The organism is Vibrio panuliri, from assembly GCF_009938205.1.
In the GTDB taxonomy this organism is placed as follows: Bacteria; Pseudomonadota; Gammaproteobacteria; order Enterobacterales; family Vibrionaceae; genus Vibrio; species Vibrio panuliri.
Genome location: NZ_AP019655.1, coordinates 1178591 through 1202227 on the forward strand (window position 1 = coordinate 1178591; position 23637 = coordinate 1202227).

The 23637-nt window shown below is 39.1% G+C and carries 21 protein-coding genes, 1 tRNA gene and 1 pseudogene; 5 read left to right on the top strand and 18 right to left on the bottom strand.

The window, feature by feature from the left end; genetic code table 11:
- Positions 1 to 12 precede the first annotated feature (12 nt).
- The 9 genes from GZK95_RS19995 to GZK95_RS20020 all read right to left on the bottom strand — a co-directional run bounded on the left by GZK95_RS19995 (position 13) and on the right by GZK95_RS20020 (position 8041).
- Entirely contained in the window at positions 13 to 597 is a 585-nt protein-coding gene (locus GZK95_RS19995; protein WP_075715836.1) for a hypothetical protein, read from the bottom strand.
- Positions 584 to 1513: a hypothetical protein gene (locus tag GZK95_RS20000; protein ID WP_075715837.1), complete on the bottom strand. Its 930-nt coding sequence runs from the start codon at positions 1511 to 1513 to the stop codon at positions 584 to 586. The genes GZK95_RS19995 and GZK95_RS20000 overlap by 14 nt, the downstream gene beginning before the upstream one ends.
- Positions 1506 to 4199 carry a CHAT domain-containing protein gene (locus GZK95_RS20005; protein WP_075715838.1) on the bottom strand — a complete coding sequence of 898 codons (2694 nt, stop codon included), beginning with the start codon at positions 4197 to 4199 and terminating at the stop codon, positions 1506 to 1508. The genes GZK95_RS20000 and GZK95_RS20005 overlap by 8 nt, the downstream gene beginning before the upstream one ends.
- Before the next feature lie 297 nt (positions 4200 to 4496).
- Complete coding sequence (locus GZK95_RS22510; protein WP_197740195.1) at positions 4497 to 4670, bottom strand: DUF3732 domain-containing protein; 174 nt, start codon at positions 4668 to 4670, stop codon at positions 4497 to 4499.
- Positions 4671 to 4689: 19 nt separating this feature from the next.
- A complete protein-coding gene (locus GZK95_RS22515; protein ID WP_197740181.1) occupies positions 4690 to 4941 on the bottom strand; it encodes a DUF3732 domain-containing protein in 252 nt (83 codons plus the stop codon).
- A 29-nt stretch (positions 4942 to 4970) separates the two neighbouring features.
- Positions 4971 to 5693, bottom strand: coding sequence for a hypothetical protein (locus tag GZK95_RS22520; RefSeq protein WP_197740182.1), 723 nt, complete (start codon positions 5691 to 5693; stop codon positions 4971 to 4973).
- 364 nt (positions 5694 to 6057) lie between these two features.
- A complete protein-coding gene (locus GZK95_RS22525) occupies positions 6058 to 6447 on the bottom strand; it encodes an AAA family ATPase (protein ID WP_197740183.1) in 390 nt (129 codons plus the stop codon).
- Positions 6444 to 6923 carry a three component ABC system middle component gene (locus tag GZK95_RS20015; protein ID WP_151148829.1) on the bottom strand — a complete coding sequence of 160 codons (480 nt, stop codon included), beginning with the start codon at positions 6921 to 6923 and terminating at the stop codon, positions 6444 to 6446. The genes GZK95_RS22525 and GZK95_RS20015 overlap by 4 nt, the downstream gene beginning before the upstream one ends.
- A complete protein-coding gene (locus GZK95_RS20020; protein ID WP_075713401.1) occupies positions 6923 to 8041 on the bottom strand; it encodes a hypothetical protein in 1119 nt (372 codons plus the stop codon). Before GZK95_RS20020 ends, GZK95_RS20015 begins: the two co-directional genes overlap by 1 nt.
- 1514 nt (positions 8042 to 9555) lie before the next feature.
- Here GZK95_RS20020 and GZK95_RS20025 point away from each other — a divergent pair.
- Positions 9556 to 11544, top strand: coding sequence for an ATP-binding protein (locus GZK95_RS20025; RefSeq protein WP_075713399.1), 1989 nt, complete (start codon positions 9556 to 9558; stop codon positions 11542 to 11544).
- Between the two features lie 183 nt (positions 11545 to 11727).
- On the opposite strand, the gene GZK95_RS20030 is transcribed toward GZK95_RS20025, so the two are convergent.
- The 4 genes from GZK95_RS20030 to GZK95_RS20045 all read right to left on the bottom strand — a co-directional run bounded on the left by GZK95_RS20030 (position 11728) and on the right by GZK95_RS20045 (position 15526).
- On the bottom strand, positions 11728 to 12459 hold the full coding sequence (locus GZK95_RS20030; RefSeq protein ID WP_083626101.1) for a hypothetical protein: 732 nt from the start codon (positions 12457 to 12459) through the stop codon (positions 11728 to 11730).
- A 307-nt stretch (positions 12460 to 12766) separates the two neighbouring features.
- Positions 12767 to 14263, bottom strand: a complete 1497-nt coding sequence (locus GZK95_RS20035) for a coiled-coil domain-containing protein (protein WP_075713397.1) — start codon at positions 14261 to 14263, stop codon at positions 12767 to 12769.
- The gene (locus GZK95_RS20040; RefSeq protein ID WP_075713395.1) at positions 14253 to 14435 is read right to left on the bottom strand and encodes a hypothetical protein; all 183 of its coding nucleotides are present in this window, start codon (positions 14433 to 14435) and stop codon (positions 14253 to 14255) included. The genes GZK95_RS20035 and GZK95_RS20040 overlap by 11 nt, the downstream gene beginning before the upstream one ends.
- On the bottom strand, positions 14432 to 15526 hold the full coding sequence (locus tag GZK95_RS20045) for a tyrosine-type recombinase/integrase (RefSeq protein WP_151148830.1): 1095 nt from the start codon (positions 15524 to 15526) through the stop codon (positions 14432 to 14434). The genes GZK95_RS20040 and GZK95_RS20045 overlap by 4 nt, the downstream gene beginning before the upstream one ends.
- A 1410-nt stretch (positions 15527 to 16936) precedes the next feature.
- On the opposite strand from GZK95_RS20045, the pseudogene GZK95_RS22330 reads away from it, so the two are divergent.
- A pseudogene (locus GZK95_RS22330) lies at positions 16937 to 17206 on the top strand (DUF1289 domain-containing protein); the annotation flags it as partial.
- Positions 17183 to 17704 carry an SH3 domain-containing protein gene (locus tag GZK95_RS22530; protein ID WP_404817660.1) on the top strand — a complete coding sequence of 174 codons (522 nt, stop codon included), beginning with the start codon at positions 17183 to 17185 and terminating at the stop codon, positions 17702 to 17704. The pseudogene GZK95_RS22330 and the gene GZK95_RS22530, both read left to right, overlap by 24 nt.
- A 470-nt stretch (positions 17705 to 18174) precedes the next feature.
- On the opposite strand, the gene GZK95_RS20055 is transcribed toward GZK95_RS22530, so the two are convergent.
- The 3 genes from GZK95_RS20055 to GZK95_RS20065 all read right to left on the bottom strand — a co-directional run bounded on the left by GZK95_RS20055 (position 18175) and on the right by GZK95_RS20065 (position 20443).
- Positions 18175 to 18939: a hypothetical protein gene (locus GZK95_RS20055; RefSeq protein ID WP_075713883.1), complete on the bottom strand. Its 765-nt coding sequence runs from the start codon at positions 18937 to 18939 to the stop codon at positions 18175 to 18177.
- Positions 18936 to 20264: a site-specific integrase gene (locus GZK95_RS20060; protein WP_075713881.1), complete on the bottom strand. Its 1329-nt coding sequence runs from the start codon at positions 20262 to 20264 to the stop codon at positions 18936 to 18938. Before GZK95_RS20060 ends, GZK95_RS20055 begins: the two co-directional genes overlap by 4 nt.
- Before the next feature lie 88 nt (positions 20265 to 20352).
- Positions 20353 to 20443: transfer RNA gene (locus GZK95_RS20065), tRNA-Ser, on the bottom strand.
- A 317-nt stretch (positions 20444 to 20760) separates the two neighbouring features.
- Here GZK95_RS20065 and GZK95_RS20070 point away from each other — a divergent pair.
- Positions 20761 to 21438 carry a MaoC family dehydratase gene (locus GZK95_RS20070; RefSeq protein WP_075708682.1) on the top strand — a complete coding sequence of 226 codons (678 nt, stop codon included), beginning with the start codon at positions 20761 to 20763 and terminating at the stop codon, positions 21436 to 21438.
- A gap of 63 nt (positions 21439 to 21501) precedes the next feature.
- Here the strand turns inward: GZK95_RS20070 and GZK95_RS20075 are convergent, their stop codons facing one another.
- On the bottom strand, positions 21502 to 22317 hold the full coding sequence (locus tag GZK95_RS20075) for a phosphate ABC transporter substrate-binding protein (RefSeq protein ID WP_075708680.1): 816 nt from the start codon (positions 22315 to 22317) through the stop codon (positions 21502 to 21504).
- A 190-nt stretch (positions 22318 to 22507) separates the two neighbouring features.
- On the opposite strand from GZK95_RS20075, the gene GZK95_RS20080 reads away from it, so the two are divergent.
- A complete protein-coding gene (locus tag GZK95_RS20080) occupies positions 22508 to 22861 on the top strand; it encodes a DUF3024 domain-containing protein (protein ID WP_075708678.1) in 354 nt (117 codons plus the stop codon).
- A 7-nt stretch (positions 22862 to 22868) separates the two neighbouring features.
- Here GZK95_RS20080 and GZK95_RS20085 read toward each other — a convergent pair whose 3' ends face one another.
- Entirely contained in the window at positions 22869 to 23510 is a 642-nt protein-coding gene (locus tag GZK95_RS20085) for a TetR/AcrR family transcriptional regulator (RefSeq protein ID WP_075713039.1), read from the bottom strand.
- Positions 23511 to 23637 lie beyond the last annotated feature (127 nt).

Genomic DNA, 23637 nt, shown 5'->3' on the forward strand with positions numbered 1-23637 from the left:
TTTTTTCGCTTTTTATTTCAACAAAGGCAACAAGATCACATAACCCACTGATTTTGAATGATTTAAACTTGCAGTTAGATCATCATTTATCACATCACCATCTATAAATGTGAGTATTACAGCTCCTTCATCAGGTGAAAACTCCCACTTATCATCAGAAGTTATCCAACCTTCTAAGTCCTCGTACCTATAGTGTATTTGAATCTGTGATTCGGCGTTGAACGATACCGTTTGCTCACCTTGAATATCAATTAACTGCTGATTTCCCCACTCGACGGTGATCAAAAGTGGTTCCTTTACCTCGTCCTTCTCATTTAACGATAAAACTAAATCACCTAATAGATCACCATCACGCATCAGGGATACTATTGGAGAATTTATAGACTGTTTAACAAAGCACTTTGCTTGCTGATAATAGCGCACAAAATGTGGCCATTTGGCAGCAAAATAGCAAAACTGATCAAGATGCTCTCTACGCCTAACAGCTTCACTCCAGACTCGTTCACGCTCTGGATCTTTAATCAGTTCCTTCCAGTCATCAGTATTGCTGTTTCGACCTTGAACCATCTCATCCAATGAAAGTTTATCTAACGGCACTTTCTGCCTCCTTCTTCGTTTGAGATTTGAGCGCGATGAGCTTATCTTTTAGCTCATCAATATTTGGATAATCTTTGCTCTTAATTTTATATTGATCCAATAGAGTCGTATTTCCTACAGATTTAAACAGTGCTAGGCATAAAGAGCTTGGTTCATCACTGTGTACCCTACAAAAGTAGTCAATGATTTTTGTAACAACCGATCTAACTTCACTAGTTGTATTATGAGACTCCCTCTCGTTTTTCTTCGCAGTGTACTGCGGCTTGTTTTCCCCTTTTGTTAAGTATTTACTCTTGTACAAACGAAAACCTGGGATTTTCGACTCGATATCAAGGTACACACATAGATACCTAAATGAGGAATCCACTTTGTATCTGGTAGTACTTTTGTCAATACATCCCTCAAATTTGGATTCAATGGGAGGCTCTACTTGGCCTAGTTCATCCAACAACTTCTTATTGGCCTGAAACCAAAAATAGACCATATTTGCTGCTACTAACTGGCTATAAATGCCAAGGCATTTCGAGAGCTGATCTAAATCTGTAACAAAAGTCCCACGGTCTGTTTGATTATCAACTATATCAACCTCATCATGTCCAAGTTGCTGTAGTCTAGCGAAAACTACCCCTGACTTAAGTTTGCACCAGTAATCTATTTGACTGAACAACTTGATATCACGCGGTATACCGTTAGGTAGCTTTTCGTTTTCAAAACCATCAGATAAAAACATATCAATTATCCGAACTACTGCATTAGCCTGACTACCAAATGTCAAGGATACCTTTCGCTCATCAAATACCTCCAATGCCTCATACAAGACCAACTCAATACATGGTCTATGCTGTTCAAGATACTGCTTGCGACCTTCAACGCTCCAGTCAGTTATTGGGAATAAATCATCAAACACGTCAAACATAATTTATAAATCCAGATTTTAATTTTTGTTTGGCTAAACTGCTCTTTAGCTGATTTACTTCATCAACCGTGAGATCTACTTTATCTAAATAAACAGCTTGATTTATCTGTTCTGCAATGCCACAAAACCTTAAACCAGCCCAAGAAGAAGGGTGAAGGAATAACCTCTCGGCTCGTTTTAACTCATCCTCATTCCGCGATTCTTTTGTCTTCATTGGCCCCAACAGCCCAGCCAAATTTTCATTACAACCTAGGGTATTTAGATATGGCGATAGTCCAAGCTCTCGCATTTTGTTTAGTTCAACCTCAGCTCCGTGTGAAACCCACCAGCGTTGAGCTGCGAGTAGAGCTTTTGAAGGTGAATAACCACTATTTAGAAGTTGGTCATAGTGAGATTTGATATGTGCTGTAACAATATCAGGTAAAGCCCACAATGAACCGATTGAGCTAACAGCACCCCACTCTATCATCCGCATATCGAAACCAAATGCTTCATTAACAGGGATAGAGAAGACACTCAAAGGAATATTACTACCGCTTTGACAAGCCCAAAACTCAACGCGCTCCATTCCAGCGACTTGGTTAACCAGTTCTAAGTCATTCATGTCGAAGTGTTTCGTTTTCAGATAAGGCCTATTAGGAAGTTCATGTGCACAATGGCCATAATAGGATATGACTTCACTGGTACGAACCACTTCAACAAAGTCATCTTTTTGAACATCAGTCATGAGACCTGAAGCGTGTTTGTTCGCTACATTGTGAAAACGTGTTTCACCGCCATTGATACATTTAGAACCATTACGCTTATTAAAGTGCGTCACATGGTTACAAAGATATAGAACTGTTGGAAGCCAATTGATCTCATCAACCAATGTATAAAGTTCTTCACCCTCAATTCCAGTAGCCGCCCACGGTATCTGAGAGGCAAAAAACGACGACAGCAAACCAATACGTTTACATCCTTCAGGTAAGATCTGGCTCCAATCAACGAAATCTAGAGGCCAATGTTCATCTATGCCTGACTCCCCTCGTATGAACTCAGCGAGATGATTGACTAACCCATCAGGCATTTCAACTGTATGTCCCTTAACGATAAGTTCACCGTTAATCGACTCTACAACTAAAATAAGCGCATCACTAAACCCTGACTCTATATCTATCCGCACAATAGTCAGGTCATCAATCGCTCGCAACGCCTTCTCAAAATGAGATAAATCTATGACAAAATCACTACCTCGATACTCTAAGAAGCTAGGCTCTAATCGATAAATAAGGTTTTCTATTTTCTGGAAGTCCTCGAAACAATATCTCGCTTGCTTTCGTATATACTCGATTGGTTCTATATCATCTAAAGCACCAGAAACAACTTCAGCAAACTTACTCGCATTATAAAAGACTGTATTTTGATTGAGTTCTTCTAACACTGACGGTCGCTTCGAGCTTTCATAACACTCTTGAATTATGGGACGTAGTTCTTCTTCTTTTATATGTTCTAGCATAAGTGCTAGTTCGTTTAAATTGTAATAAGAAGCACCTAACTGAAGAAAATCATTCCATAAAGTACCAGCAAGTTCTGTTGATGGTAGTTGCCAATGCTTATTGGCACTTTCACAGAAGCGTAATGCACTACAATTCTCAAGAAATGTTAATGCATCTTTAGTATCGTTCTGTAAAACTTGAATACGCGCTAGGCCTGAGCAAATCCTTTGTACCAAAGATGCCAAGTAGTCAGCTTCGGGATCGCTTTGACAGGAGCGACGATTGTTCATTAGTTCAGCTTGCTTTCTCTTTAATGCCAATACATTTTCTTCACTTGGATTATCGCTTGCCTTCTCAACAAGATATGTAACTTGTAATTCGGGATCGGAAAGATCACCTGTTGGACTAATTGACATAATCTTTAGAGGATCGATTCCAAAGTGCGGTGCAATATCTAAAATGGTTTTGCATAAATCTTTGTGTTGTTGAGAATCGGAGAAATGCATCAATCTTGCGTAACTCAGTCCTAGAGCTTGCTCTGGAGCCATGACATTCATAAACGATGGTAAATCGTAGTTCCGATAGGCTAAGTACAATTTCACAGAAAGCGCTTGCGATTCACATGCCTTCTGATTAAGTCCTTGATCAAAAAGCACACTCGCAAGATTGAAGTATATAATTGATAGTTGACCATCCTTAATTGCCTGAGGAACCTCACTACTCTTCAATAAATCAATTGCTTGAACATGCAGTGATTTGGCTTTTTCTAAGCAGTGAACATCTTGTTCAGGCCAAAGATATTCATTTGCAGCCCTACGATAAGTTACTGCTAATTGCGAGAGACTAGAAGCGTACTTCTCTGGGATACGTTTCCTTTCAGGCGTATCTAACGCACGGTTAAAATACTGAATAGCCTTGTTTAAGTTATGGTAAGTTCCACCAGGTAATTCAGTGTGATATGAAAAGTGCAAAACGCCTAAATCGTGGCAGGTTGAAGCTCTCGCTAATGGCTCCTTATGAGCAAGCCTCAATGCTTTGGACAATAATTTTTCAGCTTTCGCGATCGATTTTGCATCTTTTGTCTTTAAAAATTGCTTAGCCGTTTCAGTCAAGTCGAACCATTTTTTCGTGACACGAGTACGAAGCAATAAGTCTTGCGTGGCGCTGTATTCCATTGCATGCATAGCGTGCGTTGAAAAAGAAGTCATTTAATATCCTTATTAATATTCTTTTAGCTTTCAGTTACTCTCTTCATCTAAATGTTTATCAGTATTGGAAGCTCAACTTGAGTAATTCCGAATTAACTATAGTGCTTTAAAGTGTCGACTGTAACGGTTCTGGACAATTCAGTGTTACGATTTCTGGTGAATGTCGGACTCTCAGATAAATTTTGCTAGGGCAAAAAAGAAAGGTCTGACCCCGAGCATTGTTAGCATTTATTTATTTCATAGGTATCATTAGCAGTTAATATTAAGGTCAAACATTGCTGTTTGACCTTGGCAAAATCATATCAACTTTTGACCATTTGAAGACCATCTGTATCTAACATATTGTTCAAACTCAGGTTCATCTGCATGTTCTAAAACTATAATCTGTGGTTTAAATCCAATTTTTGGGTCTCTTTCAAGTTCATTTAAAAACCGCTCAAAAACCTTGAATATATTTATTACTTGTTTAATATTCTCATCAACTTCTTCCTCACCCCATAACTCTTTTTTTTATTATTAAAAAAATCTTTCTTGTTACTTTTGGAAAATATACCTGACTAGGTTGGTCTAGAAATAACATTGCTGGTATTACAGAGTTTGAGCTTGACGTTAGTTTTAATATTGACAAGAAAACCGCTAGATGACAAGCTAGCCAGTTTGCACCACTACCCATTTCTGATAGTAGTATTTCTTGTCTTTTAAAGTAATAAGCGAATGTAAAATCTTCTGTTTTGAATTTCATTTCACCATTTCGTAAATCATCTTCAAAATCTAAGTCTTTTTAAGCTCATTCATTGTCTCATTGATAAGCGCATTAGCCTCAGAAAATTTATGTTCAAGACCATAACCTCGAATCAGTCCGATACAGGTTTTTAACTCCTCTTTCATAGCTGAAAGATCGTGGTTAGTTTTTTCTAACTTTTGCCCTTCAATAAAGAACTCTAAGGTGTTCTCTATTCTTCCACGGATATTATTTAGTGAGTCCCTTATATCTAGATTATTTTTAACTCTAAATAATTTTCTTAATTGCCTAATTTCATTCTCTATATTAGCTACGACCTGTTTTTGCTTGTCTCGCTTTAAAAGTAATGAGTTAAGAGACTTAGAGCTGTCCTGTTTGTAACTACCAATTCGGGAGAGTTCATCAAGAAGTAACGTTCTAGATCGCTTAACCTCTTCCACTTTAGAAGCAACACTGGTTAGTGCTGTGCTGCATAACGGACAATTAACACTGTTTTTAGATGTAGACTCATCTTGCGATACTTCTGCAAGGCGTACCATCGAGTTGGAGTAACCTATTGACTCCTCCTCGTTTTCCTTAATGAGGCTTATTAATTGATTACATTCATATAAATACGTTAGCTCTTTATCTTTTGCTTTCTCTAAGGCATTTAGCTGCTTATTGAAATCAACATTTTGTTCTGCATTCAACGGTACAGAAGGCAGATTTCTCGCTAAATATTTCAGCTTTTCCAGTGATGCATTTTCATCCAAAAATTTAAGATTTAAAATCCTATAATACTGCCTAATTGGTAAAAGTAATTTTTCTCTTTTTTCTTGAATATCTAGCAGAGATTTCTTTTCTTCTGCTTCTATCTTTTTATTTGCTTTTCTAAATCTTCAGATCTTTTCTTCAATCTGTAGTATCTGCTATCAACCCAACCCATAAATATAGGAAACTGATCAATTACCGTTCTGCTTTTAATGAAGTTATCAAACCTATAAAACAAGCTATGTTTATTAGCTATTAAATTTTGATGCTGAAAGAATAGTGAAGTAGCATTCCGAATTGAAACTTTCCCTTTCTTAAGTTTATGATCGTCATCATCAGGCAATGATGTGTCTTCAACCGATAATCCTAAGTGCTCTTCGAAGTCCTTTTGAACCTCTTGTCTGGTTCTAGTTTTTTGGACTTAAAATAATTAGAGTTAATTTCATCCTCAATATTGAAACCAGCCGAATATTCAACAGAAAAATAACACTTTGTTGGTTGATTATTTGAGCGTCCAATGATTATCTTTTTGCTGTTGTGTTCAAATATACAACAGAATATATCTGTGAAATCAGTAACTTTTCCCACAGGGATTGTAGAGCGCTTTGAAAACAAACAAAAATCTACAATCTCTATTAAAGCACTTTTACCTGTTTTAGAGTCACCTGTTATTATATTTAACCCTCGATCAAAGCCAAGACGTTTCAAATCACCATTATGACCAATGAGAATTATATTTTTTAAAAAAGCTTTCATAAATTTGTGACCCTGGATTTAAGAAGAACATTAACATATCCTTCTTTCGCAAAAATGATACCTAAGTTATAAGATGCCTTTAGAAACTCTTTTTTATAGTCATTTGTTATTGATGATTTTTCTAAAGTACTTCCATTCAAAATAAAAGAATCAATTATAGTTTCACAAATTGAACTCAGATAGATTAGCCCATAATTTGTCACAGACTTTGAGTATTGAACTTTATCATTTATGAAAAACAATCTTTCTTTAATCTCATCATCTTTTAGAAATGCAGTTTGAAATGTACTACTAGCATTAGACCTACTCAACTTCCCCCTTAAAACATCATCCATAACAAAAGGAACAACAAGATAAATCAACTCAAACTTTGCACCTCGCTCATCAACTCTCTTAGATCCTTCAACAAATGAGTATAGTATTTCAGCAATAAAAGAGGGAGAATACTTCAAATCTCTAATAACCTGAGGATTCATCAGTCAACATCCTCTTCACTATATTTCCAAGTATAAGAGGTGTTATTAATAGCCTCATGTACTTTACCTCTCATGAAGTAAGGTTTCGTACCACTTACCTCAGGTACTTCTAACACCGAACTATTATGAAATTCAAAATATGCTTCACGAGCTGCCTTGTTAGATTTAGACGTGCCTAAATCTTCATAATCTATCTCATAAGCATATTGTCTTTTATAGCCTGTAGCTTTCTCTACTGCATCTACTAAATAGTTATCAATAATTTCGGGCATAATGTCTGGTTTAAGATCTACAAGGCTCTCTTCACTGTTTTTGGCTTTGAAGTAATCATTGAGGGCAACACCTCTATCCCTGCCTTTCAAACCTATATCTCTATATTCTAATAAAAACAAGTAACCGTCAGCATGCTGCTGCTCCGTGTCATACTCCGTGCGGTCTACAGGAAAAGGAATGCTATCTCCACTCCATCTATTAACTTGAAACTGAAAAGCATCATCAAAATCATTGATATTAACCTTCCAATGTCGGTGTTCTACGATTGCAATTTTATTAACGTATGAATAAACCCAATGGAAAATGCTTTCTCTGTATGGCTCTAACACGCACTTCAATTTACGAGCTTCCAATAAGCTCTTCCATTTCTCTTCTACATGCTCTTGAGATTGGTCAATTGTAAATCTAGACAATATGCTCAATAGCTCAGCATCCGATGCATCTTCAAAAATTTTGTCATAGAGCGGCTTAATCGAAGATGATGGTATGTGAGACTTTATGATGTCGAGTTTTTCATGAGCACTTCTTGTGTTCCAACCATGAAATATTGAGATCTCGGAAACGAAAGATGTCGTGTGTAATACAATTTGCTCAAACATAGATGAGTCTTCAACCACCAAGTTCTTCAAAGTGTTCCAGAAATCTTTTGAGTTACTAGCTAAGTTATGCTCTTCTAGGTGGTGTTTTACCTCTGTGAATGTCTTACCATCATAGACATCCCCAAAGCACTCTATCCAGATAGTCTCATTGGGTTTTGCATCAAAGCACTTCTCAATGGCGATTAAGACTTGGTAAACATAGCCTAAATACTTTGGTGTAGCGTTGTTGGCAAAACCTTCTGTCATCCTGTCGATTACTCCTAGATTTACTCTTCATTAACTTCGCGGACTGGGGAAAGCTCCAATCTCGTTATAGTCTCGAAACCGACTTCATCACCATACCAAGTCGCAGCAAATAAAATCACGATAATTACCATACGGTTAGAAAGGATTAATTGTGTACAAATACACCGTTAATGCAAGTAAAACCTGTTGAATATTGAACTGTGTAGTTATGAGATTTTGTAAAAAGGGTTACACCTGTACGATTTTTACACAACTGAAGGGCGAGCGATTAAAACTCACGGGCTCAGGTTTTGCCTTTTATCTCTTGTTACTTTTTGGTATATCAAAGTTGACTGAGCATCATTGTATGATTTGAAGGCGTAACTCACTTTGGGGCAAAACCAAGTTAGAGCGAACTCGTTTCAAAGCAACATTCCAATCAACTAAAGATAGTCAGTAACAATTCAGGATGAGTTTTGGATCTCTACACGGGATATACAGCAATATCCGAGTTCGAAAATTCTACATTAAAAGCGAGATCCCCGCATGCGCGAGGATGACCAAAATTCACGAGTACATCTAAAGTTCTCGCGAAGACATTAGGGCGAGATTTATTGAATGAAGAGCTGTACTGTCAAATTATCCAGCTCTTCTTTGCTAGCTAGATAAGACGACTGAAAGAGCCGTTACTCCATATTATTCAAACAATAAAAACGAACACCATTAAGAGCAATGATAGGAGAGGGCTATATACTGCGACTAGTTTTGGTACTAGGCTTCTACCCAAATAGGGGGAATGCAATATCACGTATTTTGTAACTACTGAGGGTTTTATTGCCCTTGCAAAATTTCCAAGGTGCTAAAACGAGAAAACCCCAGTCTTTCGACTGGGGTTTTGAATGTGGCGGAGAGATAGGGATTTGAACCCCACCGCTAAAAAATTATTTAACGTAAACTCTTGATTTAAAAAAGATTAATTCAATAAAAACTGCAAATCTAGTTACAAACGTTTAAGTCAATTGACTTGTCAAAAATATTACACGGGCTCGTCGAAAAGTCAAATGATGCCACCAAAATTGTCCAATTTATATCTCCTGAATAATTGCACTCCGTTGGCTAATGATTTTAAGCTGTGTAGTTACCGTCTCAGCCAGCTCATTTTTGGACATAAACGAGTTAGAGTTGGTGGTCAAAACCGTGCACTTCAGATAAGTTGAATTGGGTAAAAACCAAGTAAACGAGTCTAACTGAAGCAAGTCTATCAAGTCGGGGGCTATTCAGATTTTAGAGAGTTAGAACCTTTCCAGAGGAAGTGCTTTGACCGTTCAACAAACTCAGATTCTCGCTCCTCAGAGCATGTAAGAATCGTGCTATGCACTTTTAATGAAATAGCTTGCTCTATTGCATCGAATAACGGTTTACGATGCTTTGTTAGTATTCTTGTACACAAGCACAAAACTGCTCTAAGTAACTATTTTTATATGCACTTAGTGGTAGAATGATACCTTAAAAATAATAAATAGGCTTTGAACGTCATGGCAACTCGGATACTTAAAGTTGAGGTAGAAAACGATTTCCTCAACAAAGTCTCAAATAGTGGGGCTTACACAGCAATTTCTGAACTCGTTTGGAACTCTCTCGATGCAGATGCTAGTACTGTTAAAGTTAAGCTTTGTGAAGACGCTATCATGGGCGGGTGGGATAAACTGCAAGTCATTGATGATGGTATAGGAATTTCAAACAAAGTTGCTGATAAACACTTTAGTAAACTTGGTGGTTCGTGGAAAAAATTTGCTCAAAAAACAAAGAAAGGAAGATTCTTACACGGGCAAGAAGGACAAGGAAGATTTAAGCCGTTTTCACTTGGTCGTATCATTGACTGGAACACCGTTTACCTTGAAGAAAGTCAACAACAACTACAATCGCTTGTCATAACTGGAAAATCGGAAGAGATAGGTAACTTTACCCTAAACGATGGTTCGCCAAAAGATGAACTACGCCACACAGGAACCACAGTAACAATTTCGGAGTTAACCCCTAAAGGACTAAAAGTTTCTGAAAATGGCTTGATCAATTATATCTCTTGCGCATTTGCTATTTACTTAGCTAAGTACCCAACGATAAGCCTATATGTCAATGATAAAAAAATTGACCCCGCAGAATACGTAGAACACGAAGATACTATCGATTTACCATCTGTCATTTTTGAAGAAGAGTCTTACGCATACTCGCTAAAAGTAATCGAGTGGAAATGTGATACCAAGAATGAACTTCATTTCTGTGACAGTAACGGTTTTCCGTTACACTCCTACGATAAAACGATTCGGGGAACAAGTGACTTCAATTACACCGCTTACTTAATTTCCAACCATATTAGCAAATTATCAAGTAAGGGTGTTCTAGAACTAGGCTCACTTGAGCCAACGTTGTCGAAACCAATTGATGATGCTCTTGCATCATTGAAAAACCACCTTTATTTAAGACGTATTGCCAAGTCCGCGAACATTATACAAAAGTGGAAAGATGAAGATATTTACCCATACAGCGGAAACACTCTCAATACGATAGATGAAGCGGAAAGACAAATATTTGATGTATTGGCTATTAATATTAGTCAAGAACTGCCAGATTTCGAAAAAGCACCAGTAAAAGTTAAAAAGCTCCAATTTAGGCTGTTAAAACAAATCGTGACTTCTAATCCAAATGATCTACAGCTGATTTTTGAAGAAGTACTAAACTTGACAGTTAAAAAACAGAAGGAACTAGCTGAACTCTTACAAGATGTTAGCTTAACTTCAATAATTAATGCTTCTAAGATTATATCTGACCGACTAAAGTTCATTGCTGGTTTAGAGCATATTGTCTTTGACCCAGAAAAGAAAAAAGTACTGAAAGAGCGTAGTCAATTACATAAGATTTTAGCTGAAAACACATGGATATTCGGTGATGCTTTTGCTTTATCAGTAAATGACCAATCATTGACTGAAGTACTAAAAAAACACCTTAAAGCGCAAAATGTTGACCTCATACCAAACAAACCAGTGACTCGAATTGATTCTTCCCGAGGAATCGTAGATCTGATGCTCACGCAATCAGTGCCACAAAATCATGCTGAAAAATTAGAGCATTTGGTAATTGAACTCAAAGCACCTAAAGTTCCTATAGGCGCAAAAGAGATACAACAAATTGAGTCTTACGCATTTGCCGTTGCTGCTGACGAACGCTTTAACAAACTAGATGTCAGATGGAATTTTTGGATTGTATCAAACGATACCGACGCCTTTGCAGATAATAGAGCTAAGCAAGACAAAACTGGGCAAGGCATCATTTATCAAACCGATAATGTAACGATCCAAATCAAAACTTGGGGGCAATTAATAAAGGAATGTAAACATAGATTAGAGTTTGTACGCTCTCATCTGGACTTAGATGTGAAAACAACTGATGGCTTACAGTACTTGCAAGAAAATTACTCTGAATACACCGAGAGTATCATTTTAGATAAAGAACTACTGACCGACTAATACATTCGCCCCCAAAGTTCGGGGGCTTTTCATTTAATTCGCATAGTTTGTTATTGAATACTAACGCCCAATTAAGGGGTAAACAACGCTACCACGCACCTAAACCATTGTGCCGTAGATACTGAAGCTGATTCAAAGCAAAAATGCCGAGCGTTACGAATCTGCTTAAACTTATTGTTAGCTTTAAACCCAAATTCTGACTGGCTTATAATCAATCACTGCATAATCAACGCTGAGCTCATTTGTAAAGGGTTCTTCATATACCTTTGCATCATAGCCCTCAAACTGAAAACCTTTAGACTTCAGTTCAGTGAAAATTTTAACGACTGCAGAGGTAAAAATAGGAATCAAATTTAGGTAGATCTGCTTAATTGGGTATCGCTCAGACTTCGCATAATCTACGATATCGTTAAATTTGAGCTGCTCATCCAGTTTCCTGAGTAATTCATCTTTTTGGGCAGGTTTCATTCTGTTATCTAGGAAAGGAGAGCCTAAGCTTTTATCAAGACGAAACAAAACATCCTCTAACTTGTAGTAATACTGCATAACTGGAGGTCTATCACAGACCCTATTGCTGGCAAGTAGAAATTCCGCGCCATTGTTTCTCTCTAGACCACCATTAAGTAGCATTTCCTTATTCCAACTAATAAATAGATCATGATCTCTATGATGGATTGCGTTACGAATAAGTATTAACAGTGCCGTATCGGCGTGCTCAAAGTAATTAAAGTCTAATTTAGTGACATCGTATAAGCTATGAAATGCCCCTAGCTTTGCTTCAAAAGCGCGGTCTAGGTTGTTAATTGCTTCTTCTTTATCTACTAACTTTAGCCGTTCAAAGTTAAACCTAGCTTCAACATACATTCTCATGGTGTTAGATAGCTTATCTACTGCAATTTGTTTTATTTTCATCATTGTTAATTATTTCTTCATTAAAGCTAACATTTATTAGACGAAAAATTATCGTTTTTCATCCTTCGGAAATGCAATCATTTTTATATTAACTCAACTGATAATCAATAATTTATGACACATGAAGGGAAATTAGACTGCAAGATGTCGCCTAATGACGGAGTGTACAGTTATCAAATCAATCGAATAAGTTTTGGTAGGGTAAAAGCACTCCCTCTGAATTGTGTAGAGTATTTAATCTAAGTGATTTTGGGGCAAATCTAAGCTAGCCACGATAACTAGACATTTCGGTACTAGCTAGATCACTTAGCTAATAGTCTTTATCGTTAGTTCTTTGGTCTATTTGCTTTGATTCAAGCTCTTCTGCCAAATCATCGATTACATGCCTAAACATACTTGGCAGCCCCTCGCTCTTTTTGAACGCCATATTTAAGTACTCCAGTGACTTTCTTCGCATCCCGCTATCTCTAGCATGAAGAGATAGCAACAGTTGCTTCAATATACCTTGAATCATCTTACTGACCTGTTGAGTCAACTCCATTACCACACTCGATAGAGTCGCATGTTTGGCTTCAAGCTCGGCGTTCTGATTTTTGAGAGCTGTTGTCTTTTGCTCAAGCTCTTCATTTGTCTTTGAAATTTCCGATTGCTTATTTAGAAGTCGGTCGATTTCTATAGAACAGCACTCACTTTCTTCGCTCAATTTCTCATACTGCATTTGCTTTTGCTTCAACTCTTGCTTTATCAGTGATAGTTGATGAGTGTAGTAATTATGGCTGCGCTCACTTTTTGGCAAATTGGCTTCTTCATTCATCTTTTGACGTCGTTTTGAACGTTTTTCTGACTCTGGGGAAAACACGGCTACTAATCCTTTCGGGTTTAACCAATGCCGATTCGCGAAGTCATACAGCATACGCTGGAAGTATCGTCCAAAATCTCGAGACTGTTTTTGTGTCAGTTTTCCATCTTCAGGAAATAACGTCACGTTGGGTATTCGTTGATTTTTGATGTATTGATTCACTACCGCAATTTGCTTCTTTCTTAGGTCATATTCGCCTGTATAACGATTTTTACCAGAAAGAATATAGTGGATATGTGCACCAGTATTTTGATTAGCACTGCGCTCATCGTCATGACCCACGATCAACTTTATTTCATGCTGTGGGAAGTGTTCAGATAGAAAATGCTGCGTAAAGTCGATGTATTCCCGTAAGGTGACAACATCAGTACCAACATTCCATTGATGGGGGATTTTTATTATCCCTTCCTGAACGTAGACGTTATTTGCAGGCGCTTTGTCGTGGAGTAAATTATGGGCTTGGATAAACTTATCCAGCATCTTGATACGCTGCTTCTTGCGTTGTATATCTAGTGCTTCAAATCTCTCAAGTAGCTCGGGCAATATTTCAGCTTCAGCATTGAGCGCTTGCTGGAGCAGTTGTGTTACTGCTAGATTACCTTTGATCGTTTCGCTTTCGATGGCTTTTTTAACTTTAAGTCGATATTGCCTTAACCTTGTTTGCATTTTGCTCTGGCTAGCGACTTTAGGTTGTGGCACAACTCTCTCAAGTAGTTGCTTCCGTGCTTTTTCGGTAAACTGATTAAGTCGAAAGGTTTTTCCACACATCCAGATTAAGTTATTGGCGCTAAGCGATGTATCCCATTCAATTTTTTTGGTTGCAGCACTTGGGGTTGATGGCGAAATTCTCAATGAATGAGCTAGTGAATGCTCACACTTTTTTCGACTCACGGATTGTGAATTGAAGTTTATGCGGCGATGGAAAAGGCGAATGTTCCTAGTGTTCATACTCACCTCCTTTCGGTGAGTATGCTTGAGAGTCAAGAGAGACGTCTCTTGCCCGCAGCTTGCGTTCATCTTTTTCGAAGAAAAAGTGTGACGCAAGCGCAGCGGGTTGCAGAGCAGTCACACTATTCGTTTTGACTGTTCTTTGGGTGGGTGTCGCAACCATGGTGCTCATACCTCACCTCCAGCGACAGCTTCAAGTAGGGCAAGAAAGTGAGGTGCTTTTTCAAATACAGCAACGAGTTTAGCTATGTCCCGCCCACCATCTGGCATTGGCTTGGGTGCAATCTGTTTTTGACCAAATGCTTCTCCGAGGTGCACTGACATCATTTTTGCACAATTAGGCGCATCAGCCTTGATCCATCGACCATAGTGATCATCAATCATTTTCGTTGAAGTATGCCCCATTTGCCTCGCAATCCATTCTTTGCTAATTCCTGCGGTTAAGGCTTGGCTAGCAAAAGTATGTCTAAGTTGACTAGATCCTCGGTGCTTAACCTTGGCTGCCTTAAGGTACGGGGTAAAAAATGTTTTGCCATATTGTTTTGCATTTAAGAAAGGATGGTTGGATTTTGTGCTAATAAAGACAAACGATAAGTGTTTCTTTACTTTGCGCTTATAGTCTTGTTGCAACACCCATACGCAACGTGGTTTGCTTTTCGCTGTTAATTCAAATTGCGCTTTTAAAACATCAAGTGCGAGAGCGTTCAGTTCAACGATGCGCACCGAACCAGCCGTTTTGGGCACTTTATAATCATTGAGAACTTTGGCTCTTTTTACATATAGTTCTTTTTTATGCCAGTTGATATCTTCCCATGCCAGGGCAATGATTTCGCTAATGCGTAAGCCTGTTAACACTGCTAATAGTGCGAGATTTTTGCCGCTGATACACGGTGGATCAGTCTCCCTTAGCCGTATCAACTCATCTTTGGTGAAAGGGTTAGGTTCAGGGCGATTTACCGCTAGGTTATCTATACCATCCATGGGATCGCGAGCCAATAAACCGTCTCGAACAGCACGGACAAACAATGCTCGCAATATTGTTAGAAAACCGTTTATCGATTTATTTGAATAACGCTTATGTAGCTTAACTATTAATTGTTTTATATCGCTGTGTTTAATCTCAGCAATATTCTTTTTACCTATCAGTTTATTTATTTTTCTGACTTTTGATCTTTCTGATCTAAATGTTGCAGGCGCTACTTCATACACGCGCTCACTCATGTACAGATCAGCGTACATTCGGACGTTTCTTATATTTTTCATATTGATTACTTGGCGGTTTTCCGCTTCTCATTTTCTAATAGGTTAGAACAAAAAATAATCAATTTCAATATAAACTATATATTTATTCCTTTTAAAACAATGGGTTGGGTTGACTTTTTGTTTGGGTTATGTATAACTTTTCTACAAGTCTCTGTATTCTAGGCTTTTTATTTTTGAGTATTTTTAACTAACAGGAGTCTTTTAATATAGATGTGGGTAGTACTGGTATACAGAATATCGTTTATGAGGTAGAGAATTTGGAACAGTATGATATCGTTCTTCACTTCTCCATTCGCCGATCAACCGAATAATCAAACTCACTCAATGTGCAGTGGTATGAATGCTGAGTTGAACGAAATTCAAGGGGTACATCCTACCAGATTCGTAACAGTATCTAATTCAACACACATGTTGCGCAATAAGCTCTAGCATGTTTATCCCCCAAACTATGTCGACCTGAAATTTAGGATACATTTCTTTAGTCATGATTTGACCTGTTTTTCTAGTATCTAAATATGTAGTTTGTCTTGTATGGAATGGGTCTAATTAAAAGGCTCTTTTTTAGCACAGCGGATTTTTTAGTATGGTTAGGAATGATTTTGAAGATGTATTTGGGGTGTAGTGGAAAGTAAGTTGCGAGCTATGTAGGGCGAGTTCACTTTGATGATAAGTTTAAAGATGCAGTGCGAACGGATTGATGACTAGTTGCATATTGTTCATCAAAACCTGTATTCCTGAAGATATTGAAATTGACGACAAATAGCTAATACAATCCCGAAGATTATCACTGAACAGAAAGAAGAGCTTATTGATCTACTCAGCGAAGACGTGATCTAGGCAACTAGCCAATGGACAATCAAAAGCACTCTAGAGGTGCTTTTATGAACAACTAAGCTACTGATTACATTGATTACAGCAATGCATGTGGTAGAATACTTCGACTTGATAGCAATGGAAGGATATAGCTTTGATTGCTGGAGAAAATGAAAATTAGGTTTGTAAAGGTAGCGAAATTCCTTGTCGGGTAATCCGATTCCAATACAAGCCACAAGTAATGATTCTAAAGAGCTCTCTTCGAGATGTCTTAACGTTATTTGTAATTTGATCATCCATGTCCGCGAAAGCAGGAAAGGAACATCATTTTAATTATTTATTTTCAATCCAAAAAGAGAGGTAAAACCTGTATGCGTTTTCAAGTAAATCTACAAATAGACCAAAGTGTAATCAATTCAGTTCTTGACTTAGTCAAGGTGCTGGTTATTCGAGGAACTACGATAGCTGGTGTAATAGCCGCTATTTCGTCCCAAATCCCTCTGGGTTAGTAAGTCGATTAGGTAGGATGGTTGACGGGAAAGGTGACTACAAGGATGGAGTCACTGTACCTGTTATGACCATTAATAATGGAGTGTTATGTCTCAAAGAGCTGAGCAACTTGAATTTTTCGCAGTACCTAGCCCTTGCGTTGGTATCTGTACCATTGATGATAAAGGTTATTGTCAAGGGTGTATGCGAAAGCGAGAAGAAAGATTTAATTGGCTCAATTACACCCCAGCGCAGCAACTTCATGTCATTAAACAGTGTCGTCAGCGATATAGGCGTAAGATTCTTCAAGGTCGATTTCCTAGAGACGAGCTCAAAATTGATGAAGAAAACAGCATTGAATTACAAGATGACCTCTTTGCTACCATCAAGCAATATGTCGATAAGCAAGATCTAAAGCTCAGTAAGAATATTGAGAAAGAGATAAAGGAAGTTCTCGATGATACGAGGGATATAGATAGCTTATCTCATCCAGCCATCAAAGCTTTATTCATTATCATCAAGGAAATCTTCCTACCGTTCGTTGTCTCTTGTTTAGCTGCCGTCTTCATGGAACAGTCTGACTTTGTCAGAGACATCTTTAGAGATGTCCCTAGAGAGCAACTGAAACAAGAAATCAAGAATCAAGAGTTCACCGAGAAGTACAAGAACTTCAGCGTCATAATTCGAAATGACATTATGAGAAGAGACCCTTCTCCTAAAGGTGAAGTTGTTGCTTTCCTTGATGTAGGTGATGTTGTTGAAGTTCTAGATATCTACAATAACTGGGTTTATATAAGGGTTGAAGTCGGTGATGACATTGAGACTGGCTGGATAGTTAAAGGTGTAAGTCAAAGGCTTAATATCAGAACCATCTAATTTCCCTAGGTGACTCATAACAAGAACTCAAGGCTTCAGGATACTTTCTATAATCTTCCGCAAGTTATTTAGAGTAATTGAACTAAACGATTTTTGTCTAAAACAGTTGTAGTTGGCACTTTCTAGCTTGTGTTGTAACGGCTATTAAAATAGGAAAGAACCGATGAATAAATACACTAGAGCGATAATTCTGATCACTATAATCGTTTGTATCGTTTGGTTTGGTATGCATTCAGTCGAACGACTTGCGGATATTGGTCAGGGGATCGGGAAATAATTGTGGCTCTAATTGAAATGGTATGGGAAATTTGATTATGTACATAGAGACTTCAGCCTCCCTTGCTAGGTCACTTCGTTATACCTAAGATAACTCACCATTTACTTATTTATAGAAGCCACTGAATGTTATTGTCCAAAATAGGGCTACAAGCCATCTTGTAACCCTTGAACAGGCATCTATAACTGATAGGTTAAATTAGTCCTAAGACCTTAAGGCACTCATCGTTGACTCCTGAGCAGTGCTTGATTGCGAACTCTTTCAGTGTAAATATTGAAGACTTAGCTATCTGAACGTCATGCAATTCGCGATCATCGATTAAACACACTGTGTAATCTTCGGTTCGCTTTGCTTGGCTTGCATAGATGCATATTTCGATTCGATTATCTCCTAGCATCAAAACCGATTCCGATCGAGAAAAATGCATCTGGCTGTAGTGCCCGAACCTCGAAATTTGTAGGTAAAACGCTATCTCAGCTGTATTTTTAGGGATAGCAAAGGGAGTGCCACATTTTAAGCGAATACATGCTAAGCTCTCGCTGCCTAACTGGACGCGAACGCCTTTAAGTATCAGACCGCTCAAATACTTGGCGCGAACTTCTGGGGCAAAATATTGATAAACTTCGTATGGCATACACACGTCTCCAGAGGCATCATCATTCTGCTCAAGCCAGCGGTCTAATGTGTAACTATCAATACCAATTTCACTTTTAAACTGTTCAAAATCACCAAGTGTTTTAGCTAAGAGTTGTGGGGAATAGCCTTCTTCAATAAATGCATCAATTGCCAAATAAGGGTGCGAATAGAGAGTATGAATAGCGTAGTCGATTAGCCCGATTTGTTTTTCTCTAACACCGAGCTCAAAAAATCGTGATAAGTCTAAGCTATCAATATAAGCAGCACCCTCCATGAGGGTCGTTATTAAGTCTTGGCGAATACTATTAGATAAGCGCATCATAAGGTTCCCTCCAAGTTAATTTCAAATGCAGCAACAATCTCAAGCAATTTGTCTATTCGATGTTTTTTCCCGTAACGTCCATAAGTCATGTTTGGGTTGGTGTGACCAACAACCTCGGCGACGCTGTGCTCGGGAATGTCTTTTTCTTTCAGCTCATCGATAAAGGTATGGCGCAAGCTATAAGCTGTAGGGCGTGCTCCCGCACGCATTCCTAACTTAGTTTGCAGCTTGCCGAACTGTTGCCGATACGTTTTAGTCCAGTCTTTGTCTTTTCCCAGCGGCTTGTAGTGGAATAACGGTGAACGTTTGCGGGTTTTGCGTGACTCATAGAATTGCAAAAAGCTCTCACGTAACTGTGGGTGTAAGGGGATTGTGCGAACCGCATGTTGGTTCTTTAAATGTTGATCTTTAGATAGATCGGTTACTTTAATACACGGAATACGCATCTGCCATACAATGTCTTTGACGTATATCTGACATACCTCTCCAGTTCGAAAACCATGAAACAGTTGTAACTTAGTTACCCACTGGAAATCTTCTGTTTGTCGCAAATATTCGGCACTTCGAAACAGCCTAATCAACTCAGACTCAGTCCAGCGTTCTCGTTGCTCTGAAGCATGCAGCTTACTTTTAAACTTTGGATTTATCCCCTGAGCTGGATTATCTGAGTTGAAACCTTTCGCTTTAAGCCAAGCAAAATACTGTTTAACCGACGCAAAATAATCTTGGTTTGATTTTGCTGAGCGTTTTCCACTTTTTAAATGATCTACATAATCGAGTAAGTCAGCGCTGGTTACTTTGTCTTGTTCCAACCCTTTGTGAACGAGAAACTTGATACTGTAACTAATTCGTTGCTCCAACTGGTGAACTGACAATTTGGTAATTCCTTGCTTATGCTTACTTTCCACAAACAACGCAAGAGAATCATCAAAAGAAGTGGGCTTACAACGATTTGCGGTATTTCGATGTTCAAAAGCATCGTTTATTAATGATTCAGCTACAGAATGCTCGTCAACAAGCTCTACCGCGTTATATTGCGGATGTTCATATGACGCTGAACCACTAATAAATGAAAGGCGGATACAATTGATATTTTGATCGAGAGCTGATTTGAAGAGATCAAATTTAGGGGGACACGAGGTATCTAGCCTAGTAATGGCGGATCGAAGGTAGTTAGCTACTATGAAGTTACGAGCAATCGCTTCTGAGCGTTCTTTGGTACGAAGGCTTACTTTTATGTCGAATGGATAGCCAAAACGCTGTAGTGGCTTAGGGATGCAAATGCGGGTTTGATAGACGCCGTTGGGCGCTTTTTGTAAGTACATTGTCTCACCTCATTGTCATGAAAGTGATTTGCAGTACTACAGATACGAAAAAGCCCTTGAAAATCAAGGGCTTGGACGTATAAATAAGTGGCGGAGAGATAGGGATTTGAACCCTAGATACGCTATTAACGTATGCCGGTTTTCAAGACCGGTGCTTTCAACCACTCAGCCATCTCTCCGTTGCGGGATGTATATTAGTGACAGCCGATCCGCTTGTAAAGCAATTATTTACCGCGACTTGTCCAATCGCTCACAAAGCAACCAGAGCAATGTACTACGCTTTAGCTAAGCCCTTGATAAAATCGTTCATGCTTTAAGTAAAAACTCTAATAGCTCACAAACTAATAAAATAGTGTTTTATTGTTAATTTATTGAATTATAATAAATTATGGCATTTAGGGTTACGCGTGTACGCCCGAAAGTAATTGCACACATTTGTGAACTGCTTCAAAATTAGGGCAATTAGCGCAGTCTATAGTCTTTTTCTGAGGTTTTTATGAAAGTCGCTGACTTATTTAAACATCGTAGTACCCATGACTCTAAGCATCAGTCAGAGTTTATGCAATGGATGTCTCCTACTGTTCGTGAGTACTGGGGGGAGTTCCTAAACAAAGCGAACAATCGCCAACTATTCACACGTTTGCGTGACCTTCAGCAGCCAGCGGTTAACGATGAACCACCTCAGCCTAAACCTATCGAAATGAAGCCGGAAGCTGCCGTGCTTTATAGCGAGTTGGTTGAAAAGATCGATACAGTCATCCACACTGGTGATTGGATTAATGTGTCTCAAGAGCGTATCAATCAGTTTGGTCAAGTCACTGAAGATATGCAGTGGATTCATACCAACCCAGAGCGCGCTGAAAACGAGTCACCATTTAAGACGACGATTGCACACGGCTTTTTGACTTTGGCATTGTTGCCAAAAATGACCGACAGTGTTGACCCAGATAACACTCTTTTCCCAACGGCGAAGATGGTTGTTAACCTTGGTCTTAACCAAGTGCGTTTCCCTTATCCGGTAAAAGCTGGCAACAATATCCGTGCAGTGAGTACACTTTCTAAAGTGACACCAATCCGTAAAGGGCTGGAAATTGAACGTGAAATCAAAGTGGAAATCGAAGGTGTGCGTCGCCCTGCCGCTGTCGTGGTTTCAGTGATTCAACTGCATTTCTGATTGTCATTCAAAATCATAAAGAAAGGAGAGCAAAATGCTCTCCTTTTTTGTGTCTGGCTCTCACTACTTGCTGGCGGTGTAGCCATACTCATTAATCAATTGCTTAGCCTCTTTGCTCTGCAAATAGTCCACAAATGATTGTGACTCTTGGTCAAGTTTATTCGTTTGATAGAAAATCAAGAAAGGACGCGCCAATTCGTAACGGTTGTCGATAACATTTTTGTTGGTCGCTTCTACCCCTTCAAAGTTAATCGCTTTTACCGAGCGGTCAACAGAGCCCAATGACACAAACCCAATCGCTTGCGAGTTATGATTGACTAGGGTTTTGACCATACTGTTGCTGTTTACCACTAAGTTATCTGGGTTAACGTCAGACACCATACGACCATTTACGGTCTTGGTCAGGCCAAGTAAGCTCTCAAAGCTGTATTGTGAGCCAGAAGAAGCCTCTCGCGTTACCACGGCGATCTTTTGATCGTCACCGCCAAGTTGCTTCCAGTTGGTAATGTTCCCTTTATAAACATCGTATAACTGCTCACGAGTAATATTCTTTACTGGGTTCGCTTGGTTGACGATAACGGCCAGTCCATCCATCGCAATGGTATGAACAGAAAGTGTCTCGTCTTGTTCGCTTTCCGTCAGATAACGTGAGCTCATGCCTAACTCGGCAACACCTTTTTTAACTAAGGTGACGCCTGCTGTTGAACCGATCCCCTGCACCGCAATATAGGTTTTGGGGTGGACTTGATTATATTGCTCAGCCAGCACATCCATAACACGTGCGACTGACGTAGAGCCTGAAATATTGATTTCGCTGGCGGTGGCAGAAAGAGATAAAAAAGGTAGAGAGATTAGCGCAGCTAACGCGACTCGAAACATAGGGTTCTCCATTGACTAAAGCGATTCACTTGAGTTTATAAATACACGAGTTTCAACGAATAGAATGCTCAGTGACTCATAAAACCGTATTAGCATATGGCGGTTTGATTACAATTTTGTGAAAGGAGGTGCAGACGCCATCAAATGTAAGCCATACTATGGGAGAAGTGTTCGCGTTTCTGGAGTTGATATGGGGTTAGTAAGTTTGCTACAGCGTCAGGTTGAAAGCCGCGCTGAAACTATCTGTCGTGGCCGCAATCAAAACTTACCCGCAGAGCTGGGTAAAGCGATTTTCGAACCAATTGAAAATGGTGTGGTGTTCTTTAAACAACACTATCTTCTGGATTCTGCTCACTGTGATTACACTTCTCAAGTTGCCAAAGTGCATTGGGATGAGACAAATAGCCAATGGTGTTTGTTTATCGCTGACACGAGTGAGGATGACCAGTGGCTTCCCTACCCTTACTTAGCACAAAGCACTGACTTAACCGCGATCATGCGCGAGCTTGATAAAGATCCTAAATCGCTGTTTTGGGATGACTAGCGTCTCGTTATGGCTCCGCTTGTGGGCTAGTAAACATACCTTGGCTTAATAGCATCATATTGTGTTCAAACAGTTGCGCCAAAAACTCATCATTAAGCTGCACGCCATGAATCGCTAACATCGAAGCGGGCGCAATAAACGGAAACACCATCAGCGAGATAAACGAAACTCGGCATAAATTCGGGTCAAGATCGGTTCTTATTACCTTGTTTTCAAGCAACTTATCAAACATCACTGTTTGAATTGGTTTTGCGATATCCGCGATCACCTTCTCCAACAGTTGTCGCTGTGGCACCGATTCAGGCATGTTCATCACTTGCAGAATTAAGCGTGGAAACTCAGGCGTTTTACTCATTTCTTGGTAGTAAGTGCGCATGATCCCCACCAAATTACCTTGGCTTGTTTCCCTTTGTAGTTGCCCCATGCGCTGATTAATCGGCTCTAAAGTTTCCCTGAGCATGGTCTCAAACAAGCCTTCCTTGTTGCCAAAGTAGTAGCGAATTAATGCACTATCAACACCCGCTTTGCTGGCAAGTAAACGAATCGATACCTTGTCGTAGGCCATCACGGTAAATAACTCACGTGATGCTTGAATCAACTTCGCTCGCGCTTGCGTGTTACTGCTGGGTCTACCTGCTTTTCGCTTCATTACTCACTGCCGACCTTCTAATCATAAAAAAAGCACCTTAACGGTGCTGGTTAGCTTAGCGGATTGAACCACTGAGATCGAGAACTACCCCCATAAAGGGTGGCGCACAAACGTGCGCCACATCTTA

Bases quoted from the DNA above. Each gene is read 5' to 3' on its own strand.
- GZK95_RS20025 (WP_075713399.1), top strand. From the start codon at position 9,556: ATGGCAACTCGGATACTTAAAGTTGAGGTAGAAAACGATTTCCTCAAC.
- GZK95_RS22515 (WP_197740181.1), bottom strand. From the start codon at position 4,941: ATGAAATTCAAAACAGAAGATTTTACATTCGCTTATTACTTTAAAAGA.
- GZK95_RS20075 (WP_075708680.1), bottom strand. From the start codon at position 22,317: ATGTTTCGAGTCGCGTTAGCTGCGCTAATCTCTCTACCTTTTTTATCT.
- GZK95_RS20035 (WP_075713397.1), bottom strand. From the start codon at position 14,263: ATGAACACTAGGAACATTCGCCTTTTCCATCGCCGCATAAACTTCAAT.
- GZK95_RS22525 (WP_197740183.1), bottom strand. From the start codon at position 6,447: ATGAAAGCTTTTTTAAAAAATATAATTCTCATTGGTCATAATGGTGAT.
- GZK95_RS20055 (WP_075713883.1), bottom strand. From the start codon at position 18,939: ATGATGCGCTTATCTAATAGTATTCGCCAAGACTTAATAACGACCCTC.
- GZK95_RS20085 (WP_075713039.1), bottom strand. From the start codon at position 23,510: ATGAAGCGAAAAGCAGGTAGACCCAGCAGTAACACGCAAGCGCGAGCG.
- GZK95_RS20045 (WP_151148830.1), bottom strand. From the start codon at position 15,526: ATGAAAAATATAAGAAACGTCCGAATGTACGCTGATCTGTACATGAGT.
- GZK95_RS20070 (WP_075708682.1), top strand. From the start codon at position 20,761: ATGAAAGTCGCTGACTTATTTAAACATCGTAGTACCCATGACTCTAAG.
- GZK95_RS20005 (WP_075715838.1), bottom strand. From the start codon at position 4,199: ATGACTTCTTTTTCAACGCACGCTATGCATGCAATGGAATACAGCGCC.
- GZK95_RS20000 (WP_075715837.1), bottom strand. From the start codon at position 1,513: ATGTTTGACGTGTTTGATGATTTATTCCCAATAACTGACTGGAGCGTT.
- GZK95_RS20080 (WP_075708678.1), top strand. From the start codon at position 22,508: ATGGGGTTAGTAAGTTTGCTACAGCGTCAGGTTGAAAGCCGCGCTGAA.
- GZK95_RS20040 (WP_075713395.1), bottom strand. From the start codon at position 14,435: ATGAGCACCATGGTTGCGACACCCACCCAAAGAACAGTCAAAACGAAT.
- GZK95_RS20020 (WP_075713401.1), bottom strand. From the start codon at position 8,041: ATGACAGAAGGTTTTGCCAACAACGCTACACCAAAGTATTTAGGCTAT.
- GZK95_RS20060 (WP_075713881.1), bottom strand. From the start codon at position 20,264: ATGTACTTACAAAAAGCGCCCAACGGCGTCTATCAAACCCGCATTTGC.
- GZK95_RS20030 (WP_083626101.1), bottom strand. From the start codon at position 12,459: ATGATGAAAATAAAACAAATTGCAGTAGATAAGCTATCTAACACCATG.
- GZK95_RS20015 (WP_151148829.1), bottom strand. From the start codon at position 6,923: ATGAATCCTCAGGTTATTAGAGATTTGAAGTATTCTCCCTCTTTTATT.